At 70.8% G+C, this 21,633-nt stretch carries 21 protein-coding genes and 2 pseudogenes; 8 read left to right on the forward strand and 15 right to left on the reverse strand.

Features of this window, described 5'->3' with window-relative positions; all coding sequences use genetic code 11:
- Position 1 precedes the first annotated feature (1 nt).
- The 5 genes from OG811_RS28075 to OG811_RS28095 form a co-directional block, all read right to left on the reverse strand.
- Positions 2 to 256, reverse strand: a complete 255-nt coding sequence (locus tag OG811_RS28075) for a hypothetical protein (RefSeq protein ID WP_354994239.1) — start codon at positions 254 to 256, stop codon at positions 2 to 4.
- A 71-nt stretch (positions 257 to 327) separates the two neighbouring features.
- Positions 328 to 756 (reverse strand): hypothetical protein, encoded by a 429-nt coding sequence (locus tag OG811_RS28080; RefSeq protein ID WP_406070012.1) that lies wholly within the window; start codon positions 754 to 756, stop codon positions 328 to 330.
- Between the two features lie 17 nt (positions 757 to 773).
- Complete coding sequence (locus tag OG811_RS28085) at positions 774 to 1,943, reverse strand: hypothetical protein (protein WP_406070013.1); 1,170 nt, start codon at positions 1,941 to 1,943, stop codon at positions 774 to 776.
- A gap of 103 nt (positions 1,944 to 2,046) precedes the next feature.
- Positions 2,047 to 2,988: a hypothetical protein gene (locus OG811_RS28090; protein WP_406070014.1), complete on the reverse strand. Its 942-nt coding sequence runs from the start codon at positions 2,986 to 2,988 to the stop codon at positions 2,047 to 2,049.
- A gap of 431 nt (positions 2,989 to 3,419) precedes the next feature.
- On the reverse strand, positions 3,420 to 3,719 hold the full coding sequence (locus tag OG811_RS28095; RefSeq protein WP_406070016.1) for a barstar family protein: 300 nt from the start codon (positions 3,717 to 3,719) through the stop codon (positions 3,420 to 3,422).
- 266 nt (positions 3,720 to 3,985) lie between these two features.
- Here OG811_RS28095 and OG811_RS28100 point away from each other — a divergent pair, with 266 nt between their 5' ends.
- A complete protein-coding gene (locus tag OG811_RS28100; RefSeq protein ID WP_406070017.1) occupies positions 3,986 to 4,759 on the forward strand; it encodes a hypothetical protein in 774 nt (257 codons plus the stop codon).
- Between the two features lie 70 nt (positions 4,760 to 4,829).
- Here OG811_RS28100 and OG811_RS28105 read toward each other — a convergent pair whose 3' ends face one another.
- The 4 genes and pseudogenes from OG811_RS28105 to OG811_RS28120 all read right to left on the reverse strand — a co-directional run bounded on the left by OG811_RS28105 (position 4,830) and on the right by OG811_RS28120 (position 9,185).
- A complete protein-coding gene (locus OG811_RS28105; protein ID WP_406070019.1) occupies positions 4,830 to 5,762 on the reverse strand; it encodes an HNH endonuclease in 933 nt (310 codons plus the stop codon).
- Between the two features lie 254 nt (positions 5,763 to 6,016).
- Positions 6,017 to 7,180, reverse strand: coding sequence for an IS110 family transposase (locus OG811_RS28110; RefSeq protein WP_406070020.1), 1,164 nt, complete (start codon positions 7,178 to 7,180; stop codon positions 6,017 to 6,019).
- A 316-nt stretch (positions 7,181 to 7,496) separates the two neighbouring features.
- Positions 7,497 to 8,352: pseudogene (locus tag OG811_RS28115) on the reverse strand (IS5 family transposase).
- A gap of 287 nt (positions 8,353 to 8,639) precedes the next feature.
- A complete protein-coding gene (locus OG811_RS28120; protein WP_406070022.1) occupies positions 8,640 to 9,185 on the reverse strand; it encodes a MarR family winged helix-turn-helix transcriptional regulator in 546 nt (181 codons plus the stop codon).
- A 91-nt stretch (positions 9,186 to 9,276) separates the two neighbouring features.
- On the opposite strand from OG811_RS28120, the gene OG811_RS28125 reads away from it, so the two are divergent.
- From OG811_RS28125 to OG811_RS28140, 4 genes are all read left to right on the forward strand, one after another.
- Entirely contained in the window at positions 9,277 to 9,852 is a 576-nt protein-coding gene (locus OG811_RS28125; protein WP_406070023.1) for an NADPH-dependent F420 reductase, read from the forward strand.
- Between the two features lie 123 nt (positions 9,853 to 9,975).
- On the forward strand, positions 9,976 to 10,881 hold the full coding sequence (locus OG811_RS28130; protein WP_406070025.1) for a dioxygenase: 906 nt from the start codon (positions 9,976 to 9,978) through the stop codon (positions 10,879 to 10,881).
- 321 nt (positions 10,882 to 11,202) lie between these two features.
- Entirely contained in the window at positions 11,203 to 11,901 is a 699-nt protein-coding gene (locus tag OG811_RS28135; RefSeq protein WP_406075950.1) for a TetR/AcrR family transcriptional regulator, read from the forward strand.
- Positions 11,902 to 11,975: 74 nt separating this feature from the next.
- Complete coding sequence (locus tag OG811_RS28140) at positions 11,976 to 12,833, forward strand: alpha/beta fold hydrolase (RefSeq protein ID WP_406070027.1); 858 nt, start codon at positions 11,976 to 11,978, stop codon at positions 12,831 to 12,833.
- Positions 12,834 to 12,848: 15 nt separating this feature from the next.
- Here OG811_RS28140 and OG811_RS28145 read toward each other — a convergent pair whose 3' ends face one another.
- Complete coding sequence (locus tag OG811_RS28145) at positions 12,849 to 14,627, reverse strand: ABC transporter ATP-binding protein (RefSeq protein WP_406075951.1); 1,779 nt, start codon at positions 14,625 to 14,627, stop codon at positions 12,849 to 12,851.
- 96 nt (positions 14,628 to 14,723) lie between these two features.
- Here OG811_RS28145 and OG811_RS28150 point away from each other — a divergent pair, with 96 nt between their 5' ends.
- Entirely contained in the window at positions 14,724 to 15,155 is a 432-nt protein-coding gene (locus tag OG811_RS28150) for a MarR family winged helix-turn-helix transcriptional regulator (protein WP_406070029.1), read from the forward strand.
- A 126-nt stretch (positions 15,156 to 15,281) separates the two neighbouring features.
- Positions 15,282 to 17,066: an N-acetylglutaminylglutamine amidotransferase gene (locus OG811_RS28155; protein ID WP_406075953.1), complete on the forward strand. Its 1,785-nt coding sequence runs from the start codon at positions 15,282 to 15,284 to the stop codon at positions 17,064 to 17,066.
- Between the two features lie 39 nt (positions 17,067 to 17,105).
- Here OG811_RS28155 and OG811_RS28160 read toward each other — a convergent pair whose 3' ends face one another.
- Together OG811_RS28160 and OG811_RS28165 are read right to left on the reverse strand one after the other, a co-directional pair.
- The gene (locus OG811_RS28160; protein ID WP_406070031.1) at positions 17,106 to 18,239 is read right to left on the reverse strand and encodes a glutamate--cysteine ligase; all 1,134 of its coding nucleotides are present in this window, start codon (positions 18,237 to 18,239) and stop codon (positions 17,106 to 17,108) included.
- Positions 18,240 to 18,327: 88 nt separating this feature from the next.
- Positions 18,328 to 18,915, reverse strand: a complete 588-nt coding sequence (locus OG811_RS28165; RefSeq protein WP_406075954.1) for a DUF6596 domain-containing protein — start codon at positions 18,913 to 18,915, stop codon at positions 18,328 to 18,330.
- Here OG811_RS28165 and OG811_RS28170 point away from each other — a divergent pair.
- Complete coding sequence (locus OG811_RS28170; RefSeq protein WP_406070032.1) at positions 18,849 to 19,364, forward strand: zinc ribbon domain-containing protein; 516 nt, start codon at positions 18,849 to 18,851, stop codon at positions 19,362 to 19,364. The genes OG811_RS28165 and OG811_RS28170 overlap by 67 nt on opposite strands.
- A 608-nt stretch (positions 19,365 to 19,972) precedes the next feature.
- On the opposite strand, the gene OG811_RS28175 is transcribed toward OG811_RS28170, so the two are convergent.
- The 3 genes and pseudogenes from OG811_RS28175 to OG811_RS28185 all read right to left on the reverse strand — a co-directional run bounded on the left by OG811_RS28175 (position 19,973) and on the right by OG811_RS28185 (position 21,534).
- Entirely contained in the window at positions 19,973 to 20,524 is a 552-nt protein-coding gene (locus OG811_RS28175) for a GNAT family N-acetyltransferase (RefSeq protein WP_406070034.1), read from the reverse strand.
- A gap of 234 nt (positions 20,525 to 20,758) precedes the next feature.
- Positions 20,759 to 21,175, reverse strand: a pseudogene (locus OG811_RS28180) (sigma factor); the annotation flags it as partial.
- Positions 21,176 to 21,177: 2 nt separating this feature from the next.
- Positions 21,178 to 21,534, reverse strand: a complete 357-nt coding sequence (locus OG811_RS28185) for a YciI family protein (RefSeq protein ID WP_406070035.1) — start codon at positions 21,532 to 21,534, stop codon at positions 21,178 to 21,180.
- Positions 21,535 to 21,633: the final 99 nt, after the last annotated feature.

The raw sequence follows: 21,633 nt of genomic DNA on the forward strand, positions 1-21,633 counted from the left end.
GTCAGAACCGCCCGTCCAGGTGCTCGGCGAGCCGGGCCAGCGCCAGGTCGGCGAGCGCGTCGGCGTCGACCGCGCCGCCGGCCGCGACCACCTCGATCTCCACCGGGAAGTGGTACGCGATGACCGCGCGGTCGTCCTCGGCCACCTGCTCGGCCTCCGCCTCGCTGCCGGCCGCCGGCAGCACCAACTCACCCGCGTGCACCAGGGCCAGCCCGGTACGGGTGACCCGGGCGGCACGGCCAGCACCGGTCGCCATCTGCTACCTCCGGTTGATCGTGGACGGGCTGTCGTCGGCGGGCAGTCGTTGGCAGGCTGTCGTTTGGCGCGTCAGGGCAGCACGGACTGGTCGCCGGTCTTCGGGTCGACCGTGGCGGCCAGGCTGAAGCCGCTGAACGTGGCCGCCGGTGCGCCGGAGATGGTGGCGGTGGTCGGCGTCGCGCTGGTGATCATGCAGTCCTGGAGCACGAAGGACGAGAACGCCCAGTCGTCGCCGGTGTGCTCCAGCAGCGCGATGTCGAACAGCTCACCGTCGAGGGCCAGCTTGGTGAGCCGACCGGCGACGTCCCCGATCGCCTTGACGGTCATCGTGAAGTTCATCGACACCGGCGCGTGGATGACACCCAGGTGGGTCACCTCGCACGAGTGCAGCGCCTCAACGTTGAGCGAGAAGGACGGGCTGAACGAGTCGATCGGGCTGATCAGCACCGTCTCGGTGCCCTTGGTGTACTGCACCGCGAGGCGGGTCTTCCACTCCATGGTCTGGTTCCTCCGGGTCAGAACTTGGCCACGAGCGTGACCAGCAGGCGGCTCACGGCCGGGCCGTACGTGACGGTGACGACCAGGTCGACGGTGCGGTCGGCCCGGGCGGCGGTGACGATCGAGGTGTCGGTGGCGGTACGCGCGACCTCGGGGATGCTGAGGATGTCCAGCACCGGGATCTCGATGCGGTAGTCGTCGATGACCGACTGCCGCTTGAGGGGGCCGAGAATGCCGTCGACCTGGGTCTTCAGCAGGGTCATGCCCGGCTTGGTGATCCGGGCGTCGCCGACCAGGCCGATCAGGCCGGCGCGCAACATGAACTCGATCTGGTCGAGGGTGCGCACCAGGTCGACGTGCAGCAGGCTCGCGTCGGAGGTGAAGAGCCGCCCGTCGGCGAAGTGCAGGCTCTCCCCCGTGATCAGCGTCGGGTCGATGATCGGCGTGAGGTTGGCCTCGGAGAGGCCCTTGATCTCGGCCGGGCTGTACTGCTTGGCCACCGGGATGGCCACGCCACGAATCTTCTTCAGCACGATGCTGTGGTGCACCGGCAGTCCGGCCACGGCGGCCATCGCGGCGGTGGCCGCGTCGCCGTCCGCGCCCCGGGCGGCGATCATCAGCATCCGGCTGGTGCTGCTCTTGAGCGGGCCCGCCGCGGTGGTGATGTCGGTGACGTAGCTGGGGCCCTTCTCGGTGGCCGGGTTGACCATGGCGAAGCCGATCCGCCGCTGGCCGGCCGCCGACATCGTCTCCACGTGCGCCTTCAGCGCGTGCAGCCCGGTGGGCGCACCCGCACCAGCGGGGTTGCCGACGCTCGACTCGTTGGCCAGCGACACCATGGTCACGTCGTCGGCGGCCTCCAGACCGCCGAGCGCGGCGGCGTAGTCGTCGCCGGACACCTTGACCCCGTACACCTTGGCCGGGCGCGGATCCTGCAGGAACGCCAACTCCAGCGAGTTGTAGAGGGCGTTGCGGACCACGTTGCCGGCCTGCCGCCGGGCGAAGTTGGTCACCGCGTCGTCGAGGGTCTCGATCCGAACCGGCGTGTTCGCCGGCGCCGAACCGCCGTCGGCCGTGGACGGCGCCTTGCCCACCACGGCGATGACGCCCGGCGAGCGCTGGGCCAGCGGCGCCGGTGGCGGCACGATCCGGACCTCGATGAACGGGAATGCTGCTGTCGGTGCCACGGGTCCTCCCGGACGAAGTTGCTGCTGCGGTCGTTGGGCGGCTCCCGGCCGCTGCGGTCGTTGGGCGGCTCCTGGCCGCTGCGGCTGCCAGCGGCCGGGAGTCTCAGGTCGCCAGGGCGGCGAGCCCGATGCCGCTGCGGGCGAGCCACTGGCCGGCCCGGGCGAACCGGCCGGCCCGCTTCTGTGCGTCGGTGCCGGTGTCGCCGCCCGGCCACCCGTCGTCGTCGAACGTCTCGATGGGGACCACCCACACGGCGACGACCCGGTGCCGCCGCCGGACGTCGTCCGGCGCGGGCACGTCCAGCCCCAACTCCTCGGCGCGGGCCCGCACCAGGCGGGTCTCGACGAGCAGGTCGGCCAGGGAGAACCCTTGGTCGCGGATCAGCACGGCGGCGGCGAACGGCAGTGGGCGCGGAGTGGGTGGGGCGGCTGGCGGGGCGGCGTAGCGCAGCTTCACGGTGGCACCGGCGGCCTGCCCCCGCATGCGCGCCACCAGGTCGCCGGCGTTCGCGGCGCCGACGCCCGCGAGCAGCCGGTCCAGGTGTGCGTCCGTGAACGCGGCCGGCTGGTGCAGCCCGGCCCGTAGTCGCGCGACCAGCCGGGTTCGGCGCTCGGTCTCCAACTGTGTCGGGTCGACCGGCAACGCGCCCAGGTCGGCGACGATCTGCGGGTCCACGTCGAAGGCGGGCACCGCCACGTCCAGGTCCTCGACCCGGTCCCGCGCGGCGCTGGTCCGCACCACCAGGCTGCCCCGCCACAGGGCGTCGATGCGCAGCGCCGAGCCACCGAGGCCGTGCAGGCGTACGCGCAACTCGGTGCGGGTGGTGCCGCCGGAGCCCAGCCACTCCCCCTCGGCCAGGGTGACGGGGGCGGCGGCGAAGCCGAGGGTCAGCTCGTCGAAGACCGCCGCGTACGGCGGCGCGACCGGCATCGCCTCGGTGTCGTACGCGGCCTCGACCAGGTGCGCCAGCGACGCGTCATCGAAGAGCGCGGCGCGGGTGCCCGGATCGGCCAACCGCACCAGCACCCCGTCGACGAAGTCCACCGCACGGCCTCCCCGCTGCCCGCGCCGGTGCACCCTGCCCGGCTCGGCAAGAGGATCGCGAAGGGCCCGTCACCCGACCGTCACCACCACCGTCACCGCGCCCGCACGCTGCCCCGACTGTCGGGAACTGAGCACCGACACAGCGCAATGCCGTCCTCCGCCACAGGCCACCGCCGTCGGCCCAGGTTCTCCGCCCCCCGGCTTCGCCGTAAGACACCGGCACCCAGCGCCGCGCCTGGATGCGCCCGGCGCACACGGCCAGGGTCGGCACGATTCGGCACGAGGTGGCACGGCGCGAGCCGGCGGCCTGTCGCAGAAGAGCGCGATACCTCAGAGTCATTTTGATACCTCAGAGTCATCACGCTCGTCCGAACATGTGCACCCAGGCACCGTCACCGTCCGTGAGACACACTCGCGGGGCCGGGTAACGCTCAGGAGGGCGAGGCGTCGTGCAGGACGACGCGCAGCGGGTGCGGGGCGCTGGCGGCCAGGTCGCCCAGCACGGCGAGCAGCAGAGCGTACTGACCAGCTGGCTCGTCGGCGAGCAACTCGCTGGCGTCGTTGATCAGCAGGGTGAGCGAGCCGGCGTCCAGCCGGTCCTGAAGCACATCGGCGAGGGCGTCCCAGGTGCTTCCCAGATGGGCCGGCAGGTCCAGCACGTCGGCCAACGCGGCGAAGAACGCGGGTCGGGTCCGGGTCGCCGCGCCGGCCAGCACCGACGCGCCGGGCACCTCCGGGCCCCCGCCCCGACACACGGTCAGCCACTCGGGCCATTGAGCAGCGTCCTGCGGCAACACCCCTTCGCGTCTCTACGGCTCCACAATGCTTGGTGAACCTCGGATGATCGGCTCTCCACCGACGTGGCCGACGGCAGCAGCCACGACCGCCGGCCTGCTCCGGTGACGGGCGTGGCCCCGCCGGCTGACGGCGTGGCGACGGGCATATCGGGCACGGGTTGTTAGCGTGCAATGCGGATCCGTGACCCTGGAGGGGTGCCATGACGGACGCTCCCAACGGGAGGCCGAGGCCCGCGGACCTGTGGCGGCAGCGCGGCATGCATGGGCTGACCATCACCCGGAACGTGAGTGTCGGCGCGTGGCGCTGGTGGGCGCGGACCTGGGATCGGCTGGTCGCCGCGCTCCAGGACGAGGCGCCCGTCGGCTCCGGCTCCGCACCGTCGCCGTCCGGCCCGCTCGTCGAACAGCGCGACGCGCCCCGGCTGATCGCGGTTCCGGCACGCGGATACGTGTACTCGTTCTACATCCGCGCCACCTTCGCCTGGTCGTCGCCGGCGAGCCTGCGCGCCGAGGTGCTGAGCTGGTACGTGCAGTACTTCCAGCCCAACGCCGTCCAACGGTTGACCCGGCTCGCCTCCGACGCAGCCCGGGACCTGCCGCCGCACCGGGCAGCGGACCTGGAGGTGGCGTTGCAGCGGGCGCTCGCCGACGACCCGGAGTGGTCCTACCGGCGGGGCGACGTGCTCATCACCTGCCGGCCCGACGCCGCCGTCCGCCTCGACGAGCGGATCCTGCCGGCGCTCCAGCCACACGTCGATCGGATGGTGAAGCTGGAGTACCAGTTCGACGAGCAGCTCCGCAAGGCGACGTACGCCGAGGAGCTGAGCCGCAGGTGGGTGACGATCCTGAGCGAACACCCCGACCCGGACGCCGACGAGGAAGTGGCCGAAGCCCGCCAGCACATGCTGGCCGCGCAGAAGGAGGCCGCCCGCTGGGTCAGCGAACTCGTCCACCGACGCGACACCAAGAGTTGATCAGGCAAGCGAAGGTATTCGTGGCGTCGACACCGTGGACGTTGCGGCGACAGGGGCAGAGGCACAAAGGTCAGGCAGCCTTGTAGACGGTGTCGAGGTGCCACTCAAGGAACTCGGCGCGCGGCCGATCATCGCGTCGCTCAGGAAGCGCTATCTGCTCACCCGCCTTGGCATAAAACTGGTCGCCGTTGCCGAACTCAGTCCGAAGCCGTGGACTGACCATCAGCCGATGCTTCGGATCGACGCCCAGATATCCCCGGTCGAAGAGGATGTGCACGTCGGATTTGAGCAGCAGGCCGTTGTCCAGCCGATGCTCGCCGCCCATGGGAAGCGGCCGGATGTGCGCGGCCTGCAACACAGGCTGAACTTTGTTGCCGGTGATGGCGCAACGCCGGCCGTAAGCTCCCAGGACCACGGCCTTGAATGACTGCTGCCCGAGCCGCTGCGGCACCAGACGGGGGTCGCCATACACAGGACCAGGCCGGTGCCAGGGCCCGTCGAGGTCCACCTCTGCCGTCAACCCGATCAACCGGCGGATCAGCAGATCAAAGTACGGCGCCGAGTCAGCGTCGGCCAGGTCGTAGGTCTTGCCCTGCACCACGTTCGACGCGAATCGTGGCGGCGGGTCGACGGTCGACGCTGCGTGGAAGAAGGTGACGTCACGGACGAATATGCAGCCGATGATCGGATCCTCGCCGGGGCCAATCGCCTGCTTACGGTAACGCCCGACGCTGAGGCGCATCTCGTCGATGCTCGCAGCGCCATTGGCCTCGCCGAAAAGCTCCCAAGCCTCCGAGATCCGAAGCTGCGTGAAGCCGCTGAAGAACCCACCGCCCACCACCCGGTTCAGCGGGAAGTGCGCCTTGAACAGGAACGGCTCACCCGGAATGAGAGCGCGGAAACCGCCTCCGGACGGTCGCCAGAAGTTGACCTCATTCAGCTCGGGTCGCTCCGCCAGGAAGCGATACCATCGCTGGTCCGTCACACCCACGAAGGCCTTCACATTGGACAGGTTGCCGGAGGGGTGATCTCAACACCACCACCCAAGCGGTCAAACCCGCATCCTGGATGCGCTCCCCGCGAGGGTGCTGGCACCGTCGGATATCAGCATGGTTCGAATTGCCTGAGGCTGGCGGCCACCGCGGCGATTCCTACGGCGTGTCGCTCGACAGGGCATGCGGCGCACTGGGGCCAGCGCGCCGCATGGGCGGTGGCGACGAAAGCCCGCGCGGCTTCCGGATCAGGCACCCCTCTGTGTCAAGAGACGGCGAGGAGTGGTGTTCTAGGCTGGGGTTCGGCGGGTCCGGGAAGTGACTGTTCCGAAGTGTCGGCCTTGGGGACTGGGTCGGCCGCGCTGGATTGAAGAGTCGCCCCCACGTGTCCTCCCGGGCCCGTCCTCGACGAGGCGGCATCTTTGATCATCTGCTTGTAGACGACGTCGGACAGGCGCCGTTTCAGGCAACGTATGGCTTCCATCGGGGTCTTGCCCGCGGCGAGTTTGCGCCGGTAGTACGCACGACCTTCGGTGTCGTGTCGCATCTGGACGATGGCCATGATGTGTAGGACCCGGTTGATGCGCCGGTTTCCGGCGCGGGACAGCCGGTGGCGTTTCTGGTCGCCGGACGAGGCGTCCAGAGGCGCGGTGCCGTTCCAGGAGGCGAAGTGGCCACGGGTCGCGAACCGGCTGACGTCACCGACGTCGCCGATGAGTCGGGCCGCGCCGGACGGGCCGATGCCGTTGAGGTCCTGCAGACCACTGCCAGTGGCGGCGACGAGTTCGGTGAGCTCCTTGTTCGCGGCCTTGATCTTTCTGTCGACCTGGGCCAGCTCGGTGATGAGTTCCGACGTGAGCCGCCGGCGGGTGGACCCGACCAGGTCACGGGGTCGGACCGTGTTGAGTAGTGCCCGGGCTTGCGGGGCGGACAGGAACGTCTTCGCCCCGCCGGGCACCAGTTCCAGGAGCAACTTGTGAATCCGGTTGAGTAGGTCCGTGCGGGCATGACCAAGACCATCGCGGCGGTCGACCAGCAGCCGCAGCGCAATTGTCACGTCGTCGACGGCCACCTCCCGCAAGCCCTTGGCCCGTAACGCCGCGACGGCCACGCTGTGAGCGTCGACCGGGTCGGTCTTGCGGCCCTGACCGGTATCGAAGACCCGGGCCCGCGCGGACAGCTTCGCCGGAACGTCGATCACAGTCTCGCCGTCAGCCACGAGGCGTTGAGCGATGTGCCGGCCGATACCGTTGCAGCCCTCGACCGCCCAGACACGGTCCTTGTTCTGTCGGCCGACCTTGAGCATCGCCTGGTAGCCGTCACGGTCGGTGCCGAATCGACCTTGGGCAAGGATCTGCTCGCGGTCGTTGATGATTTCAATGGTCGCGGACCGCTTGTGCGGATCCATGCCGATGATGACGCGTCCCACGCTCGTCCTCCTCGATCGAACCGGGCTGAATCCGGCGAGGAGGGCAGCGCTACTTCGAGCTGGGCAGACCCCTCTTGAGCCTCTCCGCGCCACGGTGACCGGCGGGGCGCATGCCAAATGAGAGCCACACCAACTCGCGGTGGGCAGCCGATGAGAGAGCTACCCCGCCGGTCACCTCGACCTAGCCTGGCCGGGCTGCGGTCGTAGCACCAGTACATAAGTAGCCGATGAGAGAGCCACCCCGCCGGTCACCTCGACCAAGCCTGGCCGGGCTGCGGCCGTAGCACCAGTAGATAAGAGCGACCGGCAATAGGTGTCACTTGAGCCGGCGGGTGGTGGGCCGGGTATCCCAGCGGTAGAGCGTGCGGGCACGGCGGATGAGTTGACGGATTGTGACGATGGCTGCTGCCAGGTACAGGTAGAAGTCGATGATGCTGGCGTTGCGGTCGGTGCAGCGGCGGATCTTGCCGAACCCGTTCATCCACGAGTTGGTCCGCTCGACCACCCAGCGTTTGCCGACCTGGACCGGGGCGGGGATGCCTTTGCGCGCGATCTCGGCGTCGAAGCCCAGCTCGTCGAGCAGGTTGCGGGTCGGGCCGTTGTCGTAGGCGCGGTCCAGATGCGCGGTGACCTGCTCGGGCCAGCGATGCCGCAGCTGCGCGCTGCACGCTTCGAAGGTGTCACGCAGCAGCGGCGAGTCGTGGCGGTTGGCCGTCGTGCCGGTCAACCCGAGCGGGATCCCGTTGCTTTCCACGCCGGTCGAGCGTTTCATGCCGCCCTTGCCACGGTCGACCGGGGAACGACCGGCCCGCTCGCCGCCACACGGTGCTTTCGTGATCGCTCCGTCGACGCTGACATCGTCCAACTCCAGGCCGATCATGCGGTCGTAGGCGTCCAGAGTCAGCTCATGCAGCCGCTCACCCAGGCCGGCTTCGGCCCACAGCTGCAGACGCCGGCGGATGGTGCGATCCGAAGCACCGGTCCGACGCGACACGTTCGTAGCCGGAGCCGTGCACCAGCGCGGCGATGACGTGCTCGAACACGACCCGGCCGGGAATCCGGCGCCGGTGGCAGCCCAGCGGGTGCGTCGGGTCGAACTCAGGTTGCTCACCGCACAACGCGTCGAACTGGACCCAGACAGGTTCGAGCAACGATGATGGCAGGGCAGGCACAGGACTCCCGTCGATCACTGAGCGTAGAGAACTCCGATGATCGATGGACCCGTGCCTGCTTGCTACCCCGGGATGCCTACCTGTCCAGATCTTGACCTATCGCCGGTCGCTCTAAGATGAGTGGGCTGCCAGACGCGTGCGTGCCTCGCCCGGCGTGCGGATGCTGTCGGGTTTCCGATGGACATGGTCGGGACAATCTGCAGGCAAGCAGCGACATCCCCTGACCTGTCCTGCGCCCCCACCGGCTGTGGTATGCGCCAGTCAGGGCCCGTGGTGCCGCGTCCGGGTCAACTCTCCCTGGGCGCGTCGTCGGGCGTGAGTTCGGCTGCGTCGGCCGGCGCGGTGCGGCGCTGGTACGGGGCGGTCATCACACCGCCGGGGTCCAGCCGGTCGAGGATCGCGTCGGTGATCCCGGCCAACTGCGCAACCTGCTCCGGCGAGAGCACCTCGAACACGTGGCGCTGGACGTTGGCGACATGCCCGGGCGCGGATGCTTCCACCTTCTGCCGGCCTGCCTCGGTCAGCCGGGCGTTGGTGGCCCGCCCGTCCTGCGGGCAGGGGAACCGCTCGACCAGGTCACGGTCCTCCAAACGCCGGACCGCGTGGGACAGCCGCGGTAGGCTCGCGTTAGTGCGCGCGGCGAGGGCGGTCATCCGCAGCGTGCGCCGGGGTGCCTCCGACAGCATCGCGAGCACCATGTATTCGAAGTGGGTCAGCCCGGCGTCACGGCGCAGCTGCGAGTCCAAGGCGCCGGGGAGCAGTTCCATCACCGCGACCAGTTGCACCCATGTCGTCAACTGCTCGCTGGTCAACCACTGCTTGTGCTTGTTCACCCTCACACCTTACCCAAATAGTTGACCGTGCAAGTAAATCTGCTATGGTGTTACTTGAAGGTTCAACCATCTGTTTCGAGAGGAATTCCCCGTGGCACACATCTCCATCATCGGCGCCGGCAACATGGGCCAGGCCATCTCCAGCGTCGTCACCAAGGGTGGCAACACTGTCGAACTGTTCGGCAAGGCCGACGCCGACAAGCCGGTCACCGGCGACATCGTCGTCCTCGCGGTCCCCTACCCGGCCGTCGACCAGGTGCTCGCCGAGCGTGGTGAGCAGCTCGCGGGCAAAATCGTGGTTGACATCACCAACCCGCTGAACTTCGAAACCTTCGACTCCCTCACCGTCCCCGCCGACAGCTCGGCCGCCGCCGAGATCGCCGCCAAGCTGCCGGGATCCCGGGTGCTCAAGGCGTTCAACACCAACTTCGCCGGCACGCTGGCCGCCGGCACCGCCGGCCCGTTGACCACGACCGTCCTGGTCGCCGGCGACGACGCTGACGCCAAGTCCACCCTCATCGGTGTGATCAGCGCGGCCGGCCTGAAGGCCCTCGACGCCGGCGCGCTCAAGCGGGCCCGGGAGTTGGAGGCCCTCGGCTTCCTGCAGATCGGCCTTGCCTCGAACGAGAAGGTCTCCTGGACCGGCGGCTTCGGCGTCGTGGCCTGACCCGCCCGGACGCCACCTGGCCGCGTTGGCCCACTGGCGCCGGCAGTCAGGACAGGGGTCAGGCCCGTGACGCCATCACCCACCAGGTCTCGACCACACAGCACATTCTCCGAGGAGACACTGATGGCCAACCACGCCGCCGCCGGCACCACCGCGGCCGCCGACAAGCTCATCCCCGCCCAGCACCCGTTCAGCACGCACCTGCAGCGGGCCGCCACCCTTGAGAACGCTCAACGGCACCGGCTGTGGGCACCGGCCGACGGGCCGCTACCCGCGCTCTACCTCAGCCACGGCGCCCCGATGCTGTTCGAGATGACCGACTGGATGACCCAACTGCACACCTGGGCCCGGGGCCTGCCCAAACCGCGGGCGATCCTGATCGTCTCCGCGCACTGGGAGTCCGCGCCGCTGAGCATCACCAGCACCCGGCCGGTCGATCTGGTCTACGACTTCGGCGGCTTCCACCCGATGTACTACCAGATGCGCTACGACACCCCACCCGCCGTGGACCTCGCCCAGCAGGTCGTCGCGCTGATGCCGGACACCGAGAAAGTCCACGAGCACCACAACCGCGGTCTGGACCATGGCGCCTGGGTGCCGCTGAAGATCATGTACCCAGACGCGGACATCCCGGTATTGCAGCTGAGCATGCCCACCCATGACCCGGACCGGCTGATGGCGCTGGGCCGGCGGCTCAGGACGCTGCGGGAGTCCGGAGTGCTGGTGATCGGGTCGGGCTACATGACTCACGGGTTGCCGTTCATCGACTGGCAGAACCTCGACAAGGTGCCCGGCTGGTCGTCTGACTTTGACCACTGGGCTGCCGGGGCGCTGGCCCGCGGCGACGTTGACGAGCTCGCCGGGTTCCGCTCCAAGGCCCCGGGCATGCCCTACGCCCACCCCACCGTCGAGCACTTCACCCCGCTGTTCGTCACCCTCGGCGCCGCCACCGACCCCACCGCAGCACCGACCACGATCATTGACGGCTACTCTCTCGGCCTGGCCAAGCGGTCCCTCGAGGCCGTCTGACCCCGGCCGCCCCGGCCGACATCGCGGAGTCGGCCTCTTCCTGACCGGCCCGCACGGCCGCAGCATCTCCGGGCAGATGTTCCCGATCGACGGCGATTCGAAGGCGGCAAGAGCCGCGCTCAAGCAAGATCGTGCTCGATCCTGGAATGTGGGGCCTCCCTGGCATTCCGAGGCACTACATCCTGGATCGAGCACGATCATTGCCATCGGGACGGCCGACCACTCACCCGGTGCCCTCAGCCAGCGGTTCGGACCGACGACGAGGTCCTCGCGTCGGACGTGCGCGGTGCGCCGCATGGAGCCTTCAATCTCGTGGCGGCCATGGCCGTGCGGGCGGGGCTCACCGTCGACACGGAGGAACTGGGCGGCGAGGTGTTGGGTGCGCCAGCCTTGCCAAATCCGTACGACCGTGCTTTTGTGGTTTCCATGGGCAAGGGGGACGAGACCCGACTCGCGGTGCTCGACCAGGCGGTCGAGGTCGCGCGCCGGGTCGGTTTGAGTGGGCTGACCATCGGCTCACTCGCGGAGCAGACGCAGCTCTCCAAGAGCGGGCTGTTCGGGCACTTCCGCTCCAAGGAGGCGCTTCAGCTCCAGGTCCTCGACCATGCCCGCGCCGGGTTCGAGGACGCGGTGGCCCGGCCGGCCCTACGCGCCGCGCGTGGCGAGCCGAGGGTGCGCGAGCTGCTGGACCGGTGGCTGGAGTGGGACGCCCGACCCGGTGGCTGCCCGTTCGTGGCTGCCGCGACCGATTTCGACGACCAGCCCGGCGCGGTGCGCGACCGGCTGGTCCACGATCAACGCGACATGTTCGACATGATCGCGACCATCTTCCGCGGCGGCGTCAGCGATCGCCAGTTCCGCGTCGACGCCGACCCGGAGCAGTTCGCTCAGGACTTCTACGGCGTGATCCTCGCCTGTCACCACGCGCTCCGGCTGCTCGGCGACGAGCGGGCGGAGAGCCGGGCCCGACGCGCCGTCGAGGCGTTGCTGGTCGCAGCCCGCACGACACCATCCCCCTGAACAGACCCCGCACGACCCATCTCCCCCGAACGGAAGAGGTATCACCAGTGGTCTCCGTGGCTCCGCAAAAAAGCATGACCGTTCGTCTTTTTTCCGTGCCGGCGCCGGTCCGTGCCAGCTTTCGGGTGCTGGAGCACGCCGCACCGGCGATCGGTGCCCGGTGGGCCGAGCGGATCTGGTTCACCCTGCCCCGTCCGCGCGACACTCCGGCAGCCCGACCCGGCCTACCCGCACCGGGCGACCCCTTCGCCGTCGAGGTGGACGGGCACCAGGTGGTCGGGGAGGCGTGGGGTGCGGGGCCTGTCGTCTACCTGATGCACGGTTGGGCCGGCCGGCGGGAGCACCTCGCCCCGTTCGTGCCGCCGCTGGTCGCCGCCGGCCACCGGGTCGTGGCCTTCGACGCACCCAGCCACGGCCGATCGGCCCCGGGCCGGTACGGGGCGCGCTCGTCGTCCATTCCCGAGTTCGTGGCGGCGCTGGCCGGGGTCGTCGCCCGACACGGGCCGGCGCACGCCGTCATCGCACACTCCATGGGGGCCACCGCGGCGGCGGTCGCGCTCTGCGACGGCCTGCCCGTCGGCCGGGTCGCCCTGCTCGCCCCGATGGCCAGCCCCGCGTCGTACGCGCGGCAGTTCGCGGCCGTACTCAATCTCGGTGAACGCACCCACCGGCGGCTCGTCGCCCGCATTGAGCGGCGGGTGGGCGCACCGATGCACCACTTCGACGTGCCCCTGCTCGGCCGGGGGGCCACCGTGCCGCCGGCCCTGATCGTCCACGACCGCGACGATGCGTCCACCCCGGTCGCGGACGGCGAGGCCATCGCGGCGGCCTGGACCGGCGCCCGGTTGCACGTCACCTCCGGCCTCGGACACCGTCGCCTACTGCGCGATCCCGCCGTGGTGGCCGAGGTGGTCGACTTCGTCCGCCGCTGAGTGCCCAACCCCGGCTCAGGCGGCCAGCGTGGCGTAGCGGCCGTTGCGGTGCAGCAGGCTGTCGTGGGTGCCGGCCTCGACGATCCGGCCGTGGTCGAGCACCGCGATCTGGTCGGCGTCGCGGACGGTGGAGAGCCGGTGCGCGATGGTGATCGTGGTCCGCCCCTCGGCGAGCACGTCGAACGCGCGCTGCACGGCCCGTTCGGTGTCGGTGTCCAGCGCGCTGGTGGCCTCGTCGAGGACCAGGATGCGCGGGTCGCGCAGCAGCGTACGGGCGATCGCGAGGCGCTGCTTCTCGCCGCCGGAGAACCGGTGGCCGCGTGAGCCGACCGTGGTGTCGTACCCGTCGGGCAGCCCGGCGATCAGGTCGTGGATCTGGGCCGCACGGGCGGCGTCCTCGATCTCCGCGTCGGTGGCATCCGGACGGGCGTAGCGCAGGTTCTCCCGGACGGTGGTGTGCAGCAGGTACGTCTCCTGGCTGACCACGCCGACGATCGCGGCCAGGTCGGCCAGGCGCAGGTCCCGCAGGTCTACTCCGTCGACGGTTACCCGGCCACCGGTCGGGTCGTGCAGCCGGCTGATCAGCCCGGCGAGGGTGCTCTTGCCGGAGCCGGTCTCACCGACCAGGGCGAGGCTGGTGCCGGCGGGCACGTCGAGGGTGATCCCGGCGAGCGCGGCGGTGTCGCTGCCCGGGTAGCCGAAGGTGACGTCCTCCAGGCGCAGGTGGCCGCGCACCCGGGTGGGGTCGACGCGGACCGGCTCGGTGGGGTCGGCCACGTCGACCGGCAGGTCGAGGTATTCGAAGATCCGGGCGAACAGCGCCAACGACGCGGTGAGCGAGACGCCCACGTTGAGCAGCCCCATCAGCGGCCGGAACAGGCCGCCCTGCAGGGCGGTGAAGGCGACCAGGGTGCCGATGCTCAGCGTGCCGGCGGTGCCGGGCAGGCCGGCGGCGAGGTAGATGACCGCCGGTACGGCGGCGAAGATGATGCTCATCGAGGCCATGCGCCAGCGGCCGGCCAGCTCGCTGCGCAGCTCCAGGTCGACGAGGCGGGCCGACGAGGCGGTGAACCGGTCGATCAGCGCGGGGCCGGTGCCGAGGGTCTTGGCCAGTTGCACCCCGCTGATCGAGAGCCCTTCCTCGACGGTGACGTTGAGGTCGGCGAGTTCGTGTTGCCGCTGGGCGGTGATCTCGCGGCGCATCCGGGCGACCCGGCGGGTCAGCCAGATCGCCGGTGGCAGCACCACGAGCGAGACCAGGGAGAGCTGCCAGGAGAGCGCGACCATGGCGACCACGGTGGCGACCACGGTGGTGAGGTTGGACGCGACGGCGGTGGCGGTGGAGGTGACCACCGACTGCATGCCGCCGATGTCGTTGGTGATCCGGGACTGCACCTCGCCCGTGCGGGTGCGGGTGAAGAAGCCGAGCGACTGGCGCTGGAGGTGGCTGAAGACGTCGGTGCGCAGCCGGTGCATGACCTGCTGGCCGACCTGGGTGGAGATCCAGGTCTGTACGACGCCGAGGGCGGAGGTCACCGCCGCCACGGCGACCATGCCGAGGACCAGCCAGACCAGCAGGGTCACGTCGCCCTGCGGGAGGGCCTGGTCGATCACGGCGCGCAGCAGGAACGGACTGGCCATCGCAATGATCGAGGAGATCACGATGATCGCGGTGACGGTGACCAGTGCGGGCCGGTGGGGGGTGAACAGGCGGCCGATGCGGCGCAGCGACACCTGACGGGCCTGCATCTTCTCTTCGGCGCTGAGGGTGCGGTGGCCACGGTCGCGGCCCATGGGGGTGGATTCCAAGGGGGTACACCTTTCCCTGCGGGAGATGCTGAGGTTACCTCATCATGAGGAAACAACCGTATCGGCTGCTACGGTATTCCGGTGACCGAGGACACCACCGACAACGCCGACCACGAGAGCCTGGCCGAGACGTTCTGGGCCGTGGCGTCCCTTTTGCGCCGCCAGACGCGGGAGTCGTTGGCACCCTGGGACATCACCCCCAGCCAGTCCCGGGCGCTCGGCGTGCTGGGCCGGCACGGCGAGGTCCGTCCCGGCACACTCGCCGAGCACCTGCGCATCGCACCCCGCTCGGCCACCGAGGTCGTCGACGACCTCCAGACCCGTGGGCTCGTCGAACGCCGACCCGACCCCGCCGACCGGCGGGCGACCCTGGTCGCGCTCACCGAGGAGGGCGACCGCGTCAGCGCCGCCATCCGGACCGCCCGCCGGGCCGAGGCCGATCGCTTCTTCGGCCACCTCAACGACACCGACCGAGCCGAGTTGGCCCGCATCCTGCGCACCCTGCGCGCCTGACGGGTTTGTCCACCCCGCGCACGGGTAGCCAGCGGCCCCGTTCGGTCGGCGGGACCGGCCAGCACGGGCCGGGGTGAGGTAAACCGGAGGATGCGTGTCCCATCTGACGAACAACCACCACACCTGATGTGCGGGATCAGCGGGGAGGCGCGCTTCGACGGCCGGTCGCCCGACGCGGCGGCGGTCACCCGGATGACCGAGGCGATGCGCTCGCGCGGCCCGGACGACGAGGGCCTGTTCAGTGACGGCTGGGTAACCCTCGGGCACCGCCGGCTGACCATCATCGACCTGTCCGACGCGGGCGGGCAACCGATGGTCCGTGACGACCTGGGCCTGGCGCTGGTCTTCAACGGCTGCATCTACAACTACCCCCAGCTGCGCGAGGAGCTACGCCGCGCCGGGTACGCCTTCCACTCCACCAGCGACACCGAGGTGATCCTGGTGGCGTACGCGCACTGGGGTGAACGTTTCGTCGACCACCTGGTCGGCATGTTCGCGATCGGGCTGGTCGACCGGGTGCGGCGGCGGCTGATCCTGGCTAGGGACCGGCTCGGCATCAAACCGCTCTACCTCGCCGAGACACCCGGGCGACTCCGGTTCGCCTCCACCCTGCCCGCGCTGTTACGGGCCGGCGACGTCGACACCGGCATCGACCCGGTGGCGCTGCACCACTACCTGTCCTGGCACTCCATCGTGCCCGCCCCGCGCACCGTGCTGCGCGGCGTGCGGAAACTGCCACCGGCCACCCTGCGGGTGATCGAGGCGGACGGGCGCAGCCGCGAGGAGGTGTACTGGCGACCTGACTACGTGCGGGAGCCCGCCGACGCGGGGATGGACGCCGCCGACTGGCGGGCCGCCATCGGGGACGCGCTGCGCGCGGCGGTACGCCGACGGCTGGTCGCCGACGTACCGGTCGGCGTGCTGCTCTCCGGTGGACTGGACTCCAGCCTCATCGTGGCGCTGCTCGCCGAGGCGGGCCAGCAGCACCTGCGGACGTTCAGCATCGGTTTCGACAGCCGCGACGGCGAATCCGGCGACGAGTTCCACTACTCCGACCTGGTGGCCCGCGCGTACGACACCGACCACCACCGGATTCGGCTGGCCGACGACGACCTGGTGCCCGCCGTGCGGCGTGCCGTGCTGGCGATGACCGAGCCGATGGGCAGCCACGACGTGGTCGCCTTCCATCTGCTCTCCGAGCAGGTGGCGCGGCACGTGAAGGTGGCACAGTCGGGGCAGGGCGCCGACGAGGTGTTCGCCGGCTACGGCTATCACCAGCCGCTCACCGAGGCACCCCGGCACGGCGCCGCCGAGACGTTCGCCGCCGCCTTCTTCGACCACGACCACGACGAGCTGTGCAGCATCGTCGGCCCGGCGTACGCGCTGGAGCACGACGCCAGCCGGGACCTGCTCGCCGGGCATCTCGCCGCGCCCGGGGCACAGACCGCGCTGGACGCCGTGCTGCGCCTGGACACCCACCTGATACTTCCCGACGACCCGGTCAAGCGGGTGGACAGCATGAGCATGGCGTGGGGGTTGGAGGTGCGCACTCCCTTCCTCGATCAGGATCTGGTCACCCTGGCCGCGCACTGCCCGCCCGAGCACAAGGTCGCCCAGAACGGCAAGGGCGTCCTCAAGGAGGTCGCCCGGGAGGTGCTGCCCGCCGAGGTGATCGACCGTCCGAAGGGCTACTTTCCGGTGCCGGCGCTGCGCAACGTGGCCGGCCCGGTGCGCGAGCTGGTCGCCGAGGCGTTGCAGGCGCCGGCCGCGCGCGAGCGGGGGCTGTTCCGCCCGGAGTACGTGGCACGCCTGCTCGCCGAGCCGGACCGGGCCGAGGCGGCGGCCGGCAGCAACAAGCTGTGGCAGCTCGGGCTCCTCGAGCTGTGGCTGCAGACGCACGACATCCGCTGAGCCGCAACCGCGAGGCCGCGGGTCGGCCGCAACGGGCGGTCAGGCCGCAGTCGTGCGTGCGGCCAGGTCGTCGATGACCGCGCGCAGTTCACCGGTGCGCTCCAGCACCCGGCGCTGCCGGGTCGCGCCGGTGCCGTCACGGCGCAGCCGGGCCAGCTGTGCCAGCACGTACCCCAGGTCGCCGTGACGCAGCAGGGCCGGGGAGATCGCCGCCATCAACTCGTCGACGAGCGCCCAGGCCGATCGGGTGCCGCCGGCGCGCAGGTCGATCAGCTCGCCGTCGAGGCCGTCGTGGGCGGCCCGCCAGTGCGCTGCGGCGACCAGACAGTCGCGGGTACGCGGGGCGGTCACCCCGGCGCGTACGTCGTCGGCGAGGGTGGCGACGAGTGACCGGACCAGCGCGGCGACCAGCACCGCGTCGTCCACGTCGGGGCAGACGTCCCCCACCCGCACCTCCACGGTCGGGTAGGCCGTCGACGGCCGGGCGTACCAGTAGACCATCGCGGCGTCGAGCATGATGCCAGCGGCGATCAGCTCGTCGACGGTCCGGTCGTAGTCGGCGGCGGAGTCGAAGTACGGCGTCGGGCCGATGCTGGGCCAGCGTTCCAGCTGCATGGACCGCCAGCTGGCGTGGCCGGTGTCCTGCCCGTCGTGCAGCGGCGAGTTGGTGGTGATCGCCTGCACCACCGGCAGCCACGCCCGCAGGTGGTTGCAGACCTGCACGGCCAGTTCCCGGTCGGGCAGCCCGATGTGCACGTGACAGCCGCACACCGCCGGGTCGTGTGCCACCGGACCGTACCGGCGCGACATCGCGTGGTAGCGCGGCTTGTCGGGCACCGTCCGGTGCGGCTCGGCTACCGGGGTGGCGCCGACCGCCACCAGCCGGGCCCCGGCCGCCGTGGCGGCCTCGGCGGCGGAGCGGCGCAGCGCCACCAGGTGCGCGCGCAGCTCGGTGAGGTCGGCGCAGACGGGCGTGACCATCTCCACCATGCTGTGCCGGAACTCCTGGCGGCTCTGGTCCCGGGCGGAGCCGCGCAGCGCGGTCAGCACCTGGTCGGCCACCGGCAGGTTCCGCCCGCTGTCCGGGTCGAGCAGCAGGAACTCCTCCTCCACGCCGAGCGTGAGGGTGGACAGGTCGGGCACGGTGTCGGCGATCGCCGGACGGTACGCCATGGCCGCCTCCATCCGCTCCTGCGGCCGCGGGTGAACCAACGGCCGGGGCGGCACGGTTTCCCGGCCCGACGCCGGGGCAAACGCGCGCTCAGGATGTCGCCAGGGCCGCCGCGCGGGCGGTGCGGAAGGCCCGTTCCGCCGCGTTGTCCGTCAACGCGACGGCCGTCCGGTACGCGTCGACGGCCTCCGCGTCCCAGCCGAGCCGGGCCAGCAGGTCGGCGCGGACCGCATGGTGAACGTGGTAGCCGTCCAGGTCGAGCCGGTCCACCTCGGCCAGCGCCACCGCCGGCCCGGCCACCTCGGCGAGCGCGACCGCCCGGTTCAGTGCCACCACCGGACCGGGGGCGACCGCCGTCAGCTGGTCGTACAGCTGAAGGATCTGACCCCAGTCGGTGTCGGCGCCACGCAGCGCGGCGCTGTGCACGGCGGCGATCGCGGCCTGGATCTGGTACGGCCCGGGCTGGTCGCGGCGCAGGCAGCGGCGGACCAGCGACTGCCCTTCGGTGCTGAGCTCGGCGCTCCACCGGCCCCGGTCCTGCCGGGGCAGCGGCACCAGCTCACCGTCGGCGGTGGTCCGCGCGGCACGGCGGGACTCGGTGAGCAGCATCAGTGCGAGCAGGCCGAGCGCCTCGGGCTCGTCCGGCATCAGCGCGACCAGCAGCCGGGTCAGCCGGATCGCCTCGGCGCCGCACCAAGCAGCGCGACGGCTGGGAACGCCCCGACGGCACAGCCCCCACCGGCCGCCCGCCCGCGCTGTACCTGTTCAGCGGAGGCATCGCCCGCTGCGGCAACTGCGGCGGACCACTGACCGTCGCGACCGACAACCAGGGACACAAGCGGTACCGCTGCGACCGTCGCGGGCGTGACCAGTGCTCCCGTGGCGTATCGATCCGCGTCGCCGACCTCGACGCGATCGTCACCGAGCGATTCCTGAGCCTGGCAGGCGACCTGTACGCCGCCGACGTCCAGGAGGTGACCACTGCGCCCGACGCCGGCGTGCCGACCTCGCCGACGCCATCCGGCAGGCCGAGCGCGCGATGCCCGCCGCCGACGACGCCGATGATGAGACCGCATTCGCTGCCGCCCGTGCCCTGCGCCGCTCGCTGCGCGCCGAGCTTGAATTGATGACCGGCCCGCCAACGAGCCGGCCGCAGCGCTCACCGTCGCGCGCCAGCGGTCGGCCCGTTCGTGCAGGTCAGCAGCCAAGTACGGCCGCCGGCCACCCCACGGCCGCGCCCACCGCCAGCAGCAAAAGTGCACTCAGGTGCGCCACTTCCGAGACCAGATCTAGTGACGTTGCGCGATTAATTCAGAGCTACCCAGGAGCACCACGGTGAACACCGACAGTCACGACGACGCCGCCGACCCCGACGACGACGCCGACGGCGTATGGATGTCGGTCGAAACGCTCCGAGCGCTCGCCGGCCGCCCCCGACACCGCGCCGGCCTCCGCGTCGTCTGGTCCGGCAGCGCCCCGCTCGGCGACAACGCCACCGCCGCCCGCGCACAGTCCTCGGTCACTGAGCACCGCCGCAGACGCTCGCTCATGCCGCCGAGGAACCTGGGAAAGGGCAGCGATCGGATACGTCGCGGCGGGATGCGACCGCTTGATCGAGTGCGCGGACATGCCGCCGTTCGTGCGCGCTGCCCAAGGAAGCCATCACGGCTTGTAGCCGACTGTGGCTCCCGCTGGCATCCGGGCATGCCGATGTACTTGCGAGAGTTGGACGTCGTCAGAGCTGTAGCTCGTAACGACTGACGAGCGTTCGCATGCCGCCGTCGCTGCGCTGACCCGGTGCACCCCCGACTTCGACATCGCCCCGGTGGTGAAAGCCAGCGGCCTCGTAGTATGCCCGCAAACCAGGATTGGCGGCCACGCAGTCGAGCCGCAGCGCAGCGGCGTCGTGGGCGCGCGATTGATCGGCAGCCCAGGTCAGGATGGCGCGCCCCGTACCCGCGGCCCACCGTTCCACCGCCATGCGGTGCACGTATCCAGCGCTGCCCACACAGTCGCTCCACAGGGCATCGGCCCAGTCCAGCGTCACCGTGCCCGCCGTGCGACCGTCGGCCCGTACCAGCCAGGTCTCTCCGTGCTCAACGGACGGTGTAATCCACTCCGTATCGAATCGGTCGGGCCATTGCCGGATGCCGGAGGCCGTGAGCCACGCCGCGGCGTGGTCGAGCACCGCCACGACCTGCGCCACATCGGCGGGCGTCGCACGAACGAACTGCAAATCCCCGTGTCCCCGGCTCGTCATGAACCGATGATCCAGCACCGGGCCCATGTCACGACGTTCGGGTCGACCCGTCGTGGCATCCGCTTCTGGCGATGCGCGCTCATGGCGGAGTTGAGCGCGATGCCTACCCTGCAGCTACCCCGTCGGCCCGGCCGCCTCGCTCGCCGCGATGGCTCGCCCCGCTTGGCCCCCGCTAGCGACCGGCACGGCCGAGACGCGAGGGTGACGGCCGTAGGCCACGGCAGGCGACCGGCGTACCCATGTACGGAGTTGACGGGCGTTCAGTAAGGCCCGGGCGATCTCGGCGGTGCTCAGGCCACCGAGTAGGCGCAGGGTGAGCGCGACCCGGGCGGCCGGAGCGAGCGCCGGATGACAGCACGTGAAGATCAGACGCAGCCGGTCGTCGCGCACAGGTCCCTCCTCAACGGGTCCGTCGGCGGCGAACAGCAGGGCCGCCTGGGCGTGCCGGTCGGCCCGGGACGCCTCGCGGCGCAGCCGGTCGATTGCCCGGTTCCGGGCGGTGGTGATGATCCAACCGGCCGGACTGGGCGGCGGGCCGGTGGTCAGCCACCGCGCCACCGCGACGGCGAAAGCCTCCTGGACGGCCTCCTCGGCGAGGTCGAGGTCGCCGAGGAGGCGAACCAGGACGGCGACCGTGCGCCCGTACTCCGCGCGGAACACCGCCTCCACATCCGGCACGGTCAGTCTCCGTTCCCACCGTGGAAGGGGCGGACCTCGATCGGCAGCGTGGTGGCCAACGCGTAGCGGCGGCCCCAGTCGAGGGCGGCGTCCAGGTCCGGCACGTCGATGATGGTGATGCCGCCCAGGTGTTCCTTGCCCTCGACGAACGGGCCGTCGGTGATCAGGACGTCGCCGTCGCGGGCGCGCAGCACGGTGGCGCTCTCCGGGCCGTGCAGACCCTGGCCGAAGACCCACGACCCGGTGGACGCCAGCTCGTCGCGCAGCTCGCCGAGCTGGCGCATCACCCCGGCCAGGAACTCCGGGTCGGGGGGCAGCTCACCCTGGGGCTGGTGAAGGCTGAGCAGGTAGAGCGTCATCGGTCCTCCTCGCGGGGTCGGCCGGTCGCCGACTTCTCATCCTCCACACGTTCGGCCGCCGCCCGGATCGACAGGCCGCCGCAAGAAATCTCGAGGGCC

The organism is Micromonospora sp. NBC_01638 (genome assembly GCF_045209745.1).
Lineage (GTDB): Bacteria > Actinomycetota > Actinomycetes > Mycobacteriales > Micromonosporaceae > Micromonospora.

Bases quoted from the DNA above. Each gene is read 5' to 3' on its own strand.
- OG811_RS28075 (WP_354994239.1), bottom strand. From the start codon at position 256: ATGGCGACCGGTGCTGGCCGTGCCGCCCGGGTCACCCGTACCGGGCTG.
- OG811_RS28080 (WP_406070012.1), bottom strand. From the start codon at position 756: ATGGAGTGGAAGACCCGCCTCGCGGTGCAGTACACCAAGGGCACCGAG.
- OG811_RS28100 (WP_406070017.1), top strand. From the start codon at position 3,986: ATGACGGACGCTCCCAACGGGAGGCCGAGGCCCGCGGACCTGTGGCGG.
- OG811_RS28130 (WP_406070025.1), top strand. From the start codon at position 9,976: ATGGCCAACCACGCCGCCGCCGGCACCACCGCGGCCGCCGACAAGCTC.
- OG811_RS28135 (WP_406075950.1), top strand. From the start codon at position 11,203: ATGGCCGTGCGGGCGGGGCTCACCGTCGACACGGAGGAACTGGGCGGC.
- OG811_RS28140 (WP_406070027.1), top strand. From the start codon at position 11,976: ATGACCGTTCGTCTTTTTTCCGTGCCGGCGCCGGTCCGTGCCAGCTTT.
- OG811_RS28145 (WP_406075951.1), bottom strand. From the start codon at position 14,627: ATGGGCCGCGACCGTGGCCACCGCACCCTCAGCGCCGAAGAGAAGATG.
- OG811_RS28155 (WP_406075953.1), top strand. From the start codon at position 15,282: ATGTGCGGGATCAGCGGGGAGGCGCGCTTCGACGGCCGGTCGCCCGAC.
- OG811_RS28160 (WP_406070031.1), bottom strand. From the start codon at position 18,239: ATGGCGTACCGTCCGGCGATCGCCGACACCGTGCCCGACCTGTCCACC.
- OG811_RS28175 (WP_406070034.1), bottom strand. From the start codon at position 20,524: ATGGGCCCGGTGCTGGATCATCGGTTCATGACGAGCCGGGGACACGGG.
- OG811_RS28185 (WP_406070035.1), bottom strand. From the start codon at position 21,534: ATGACGCTCTACCTGCTCAGCCTTCACCAGCCCCAGGGTGAGCTGCCC.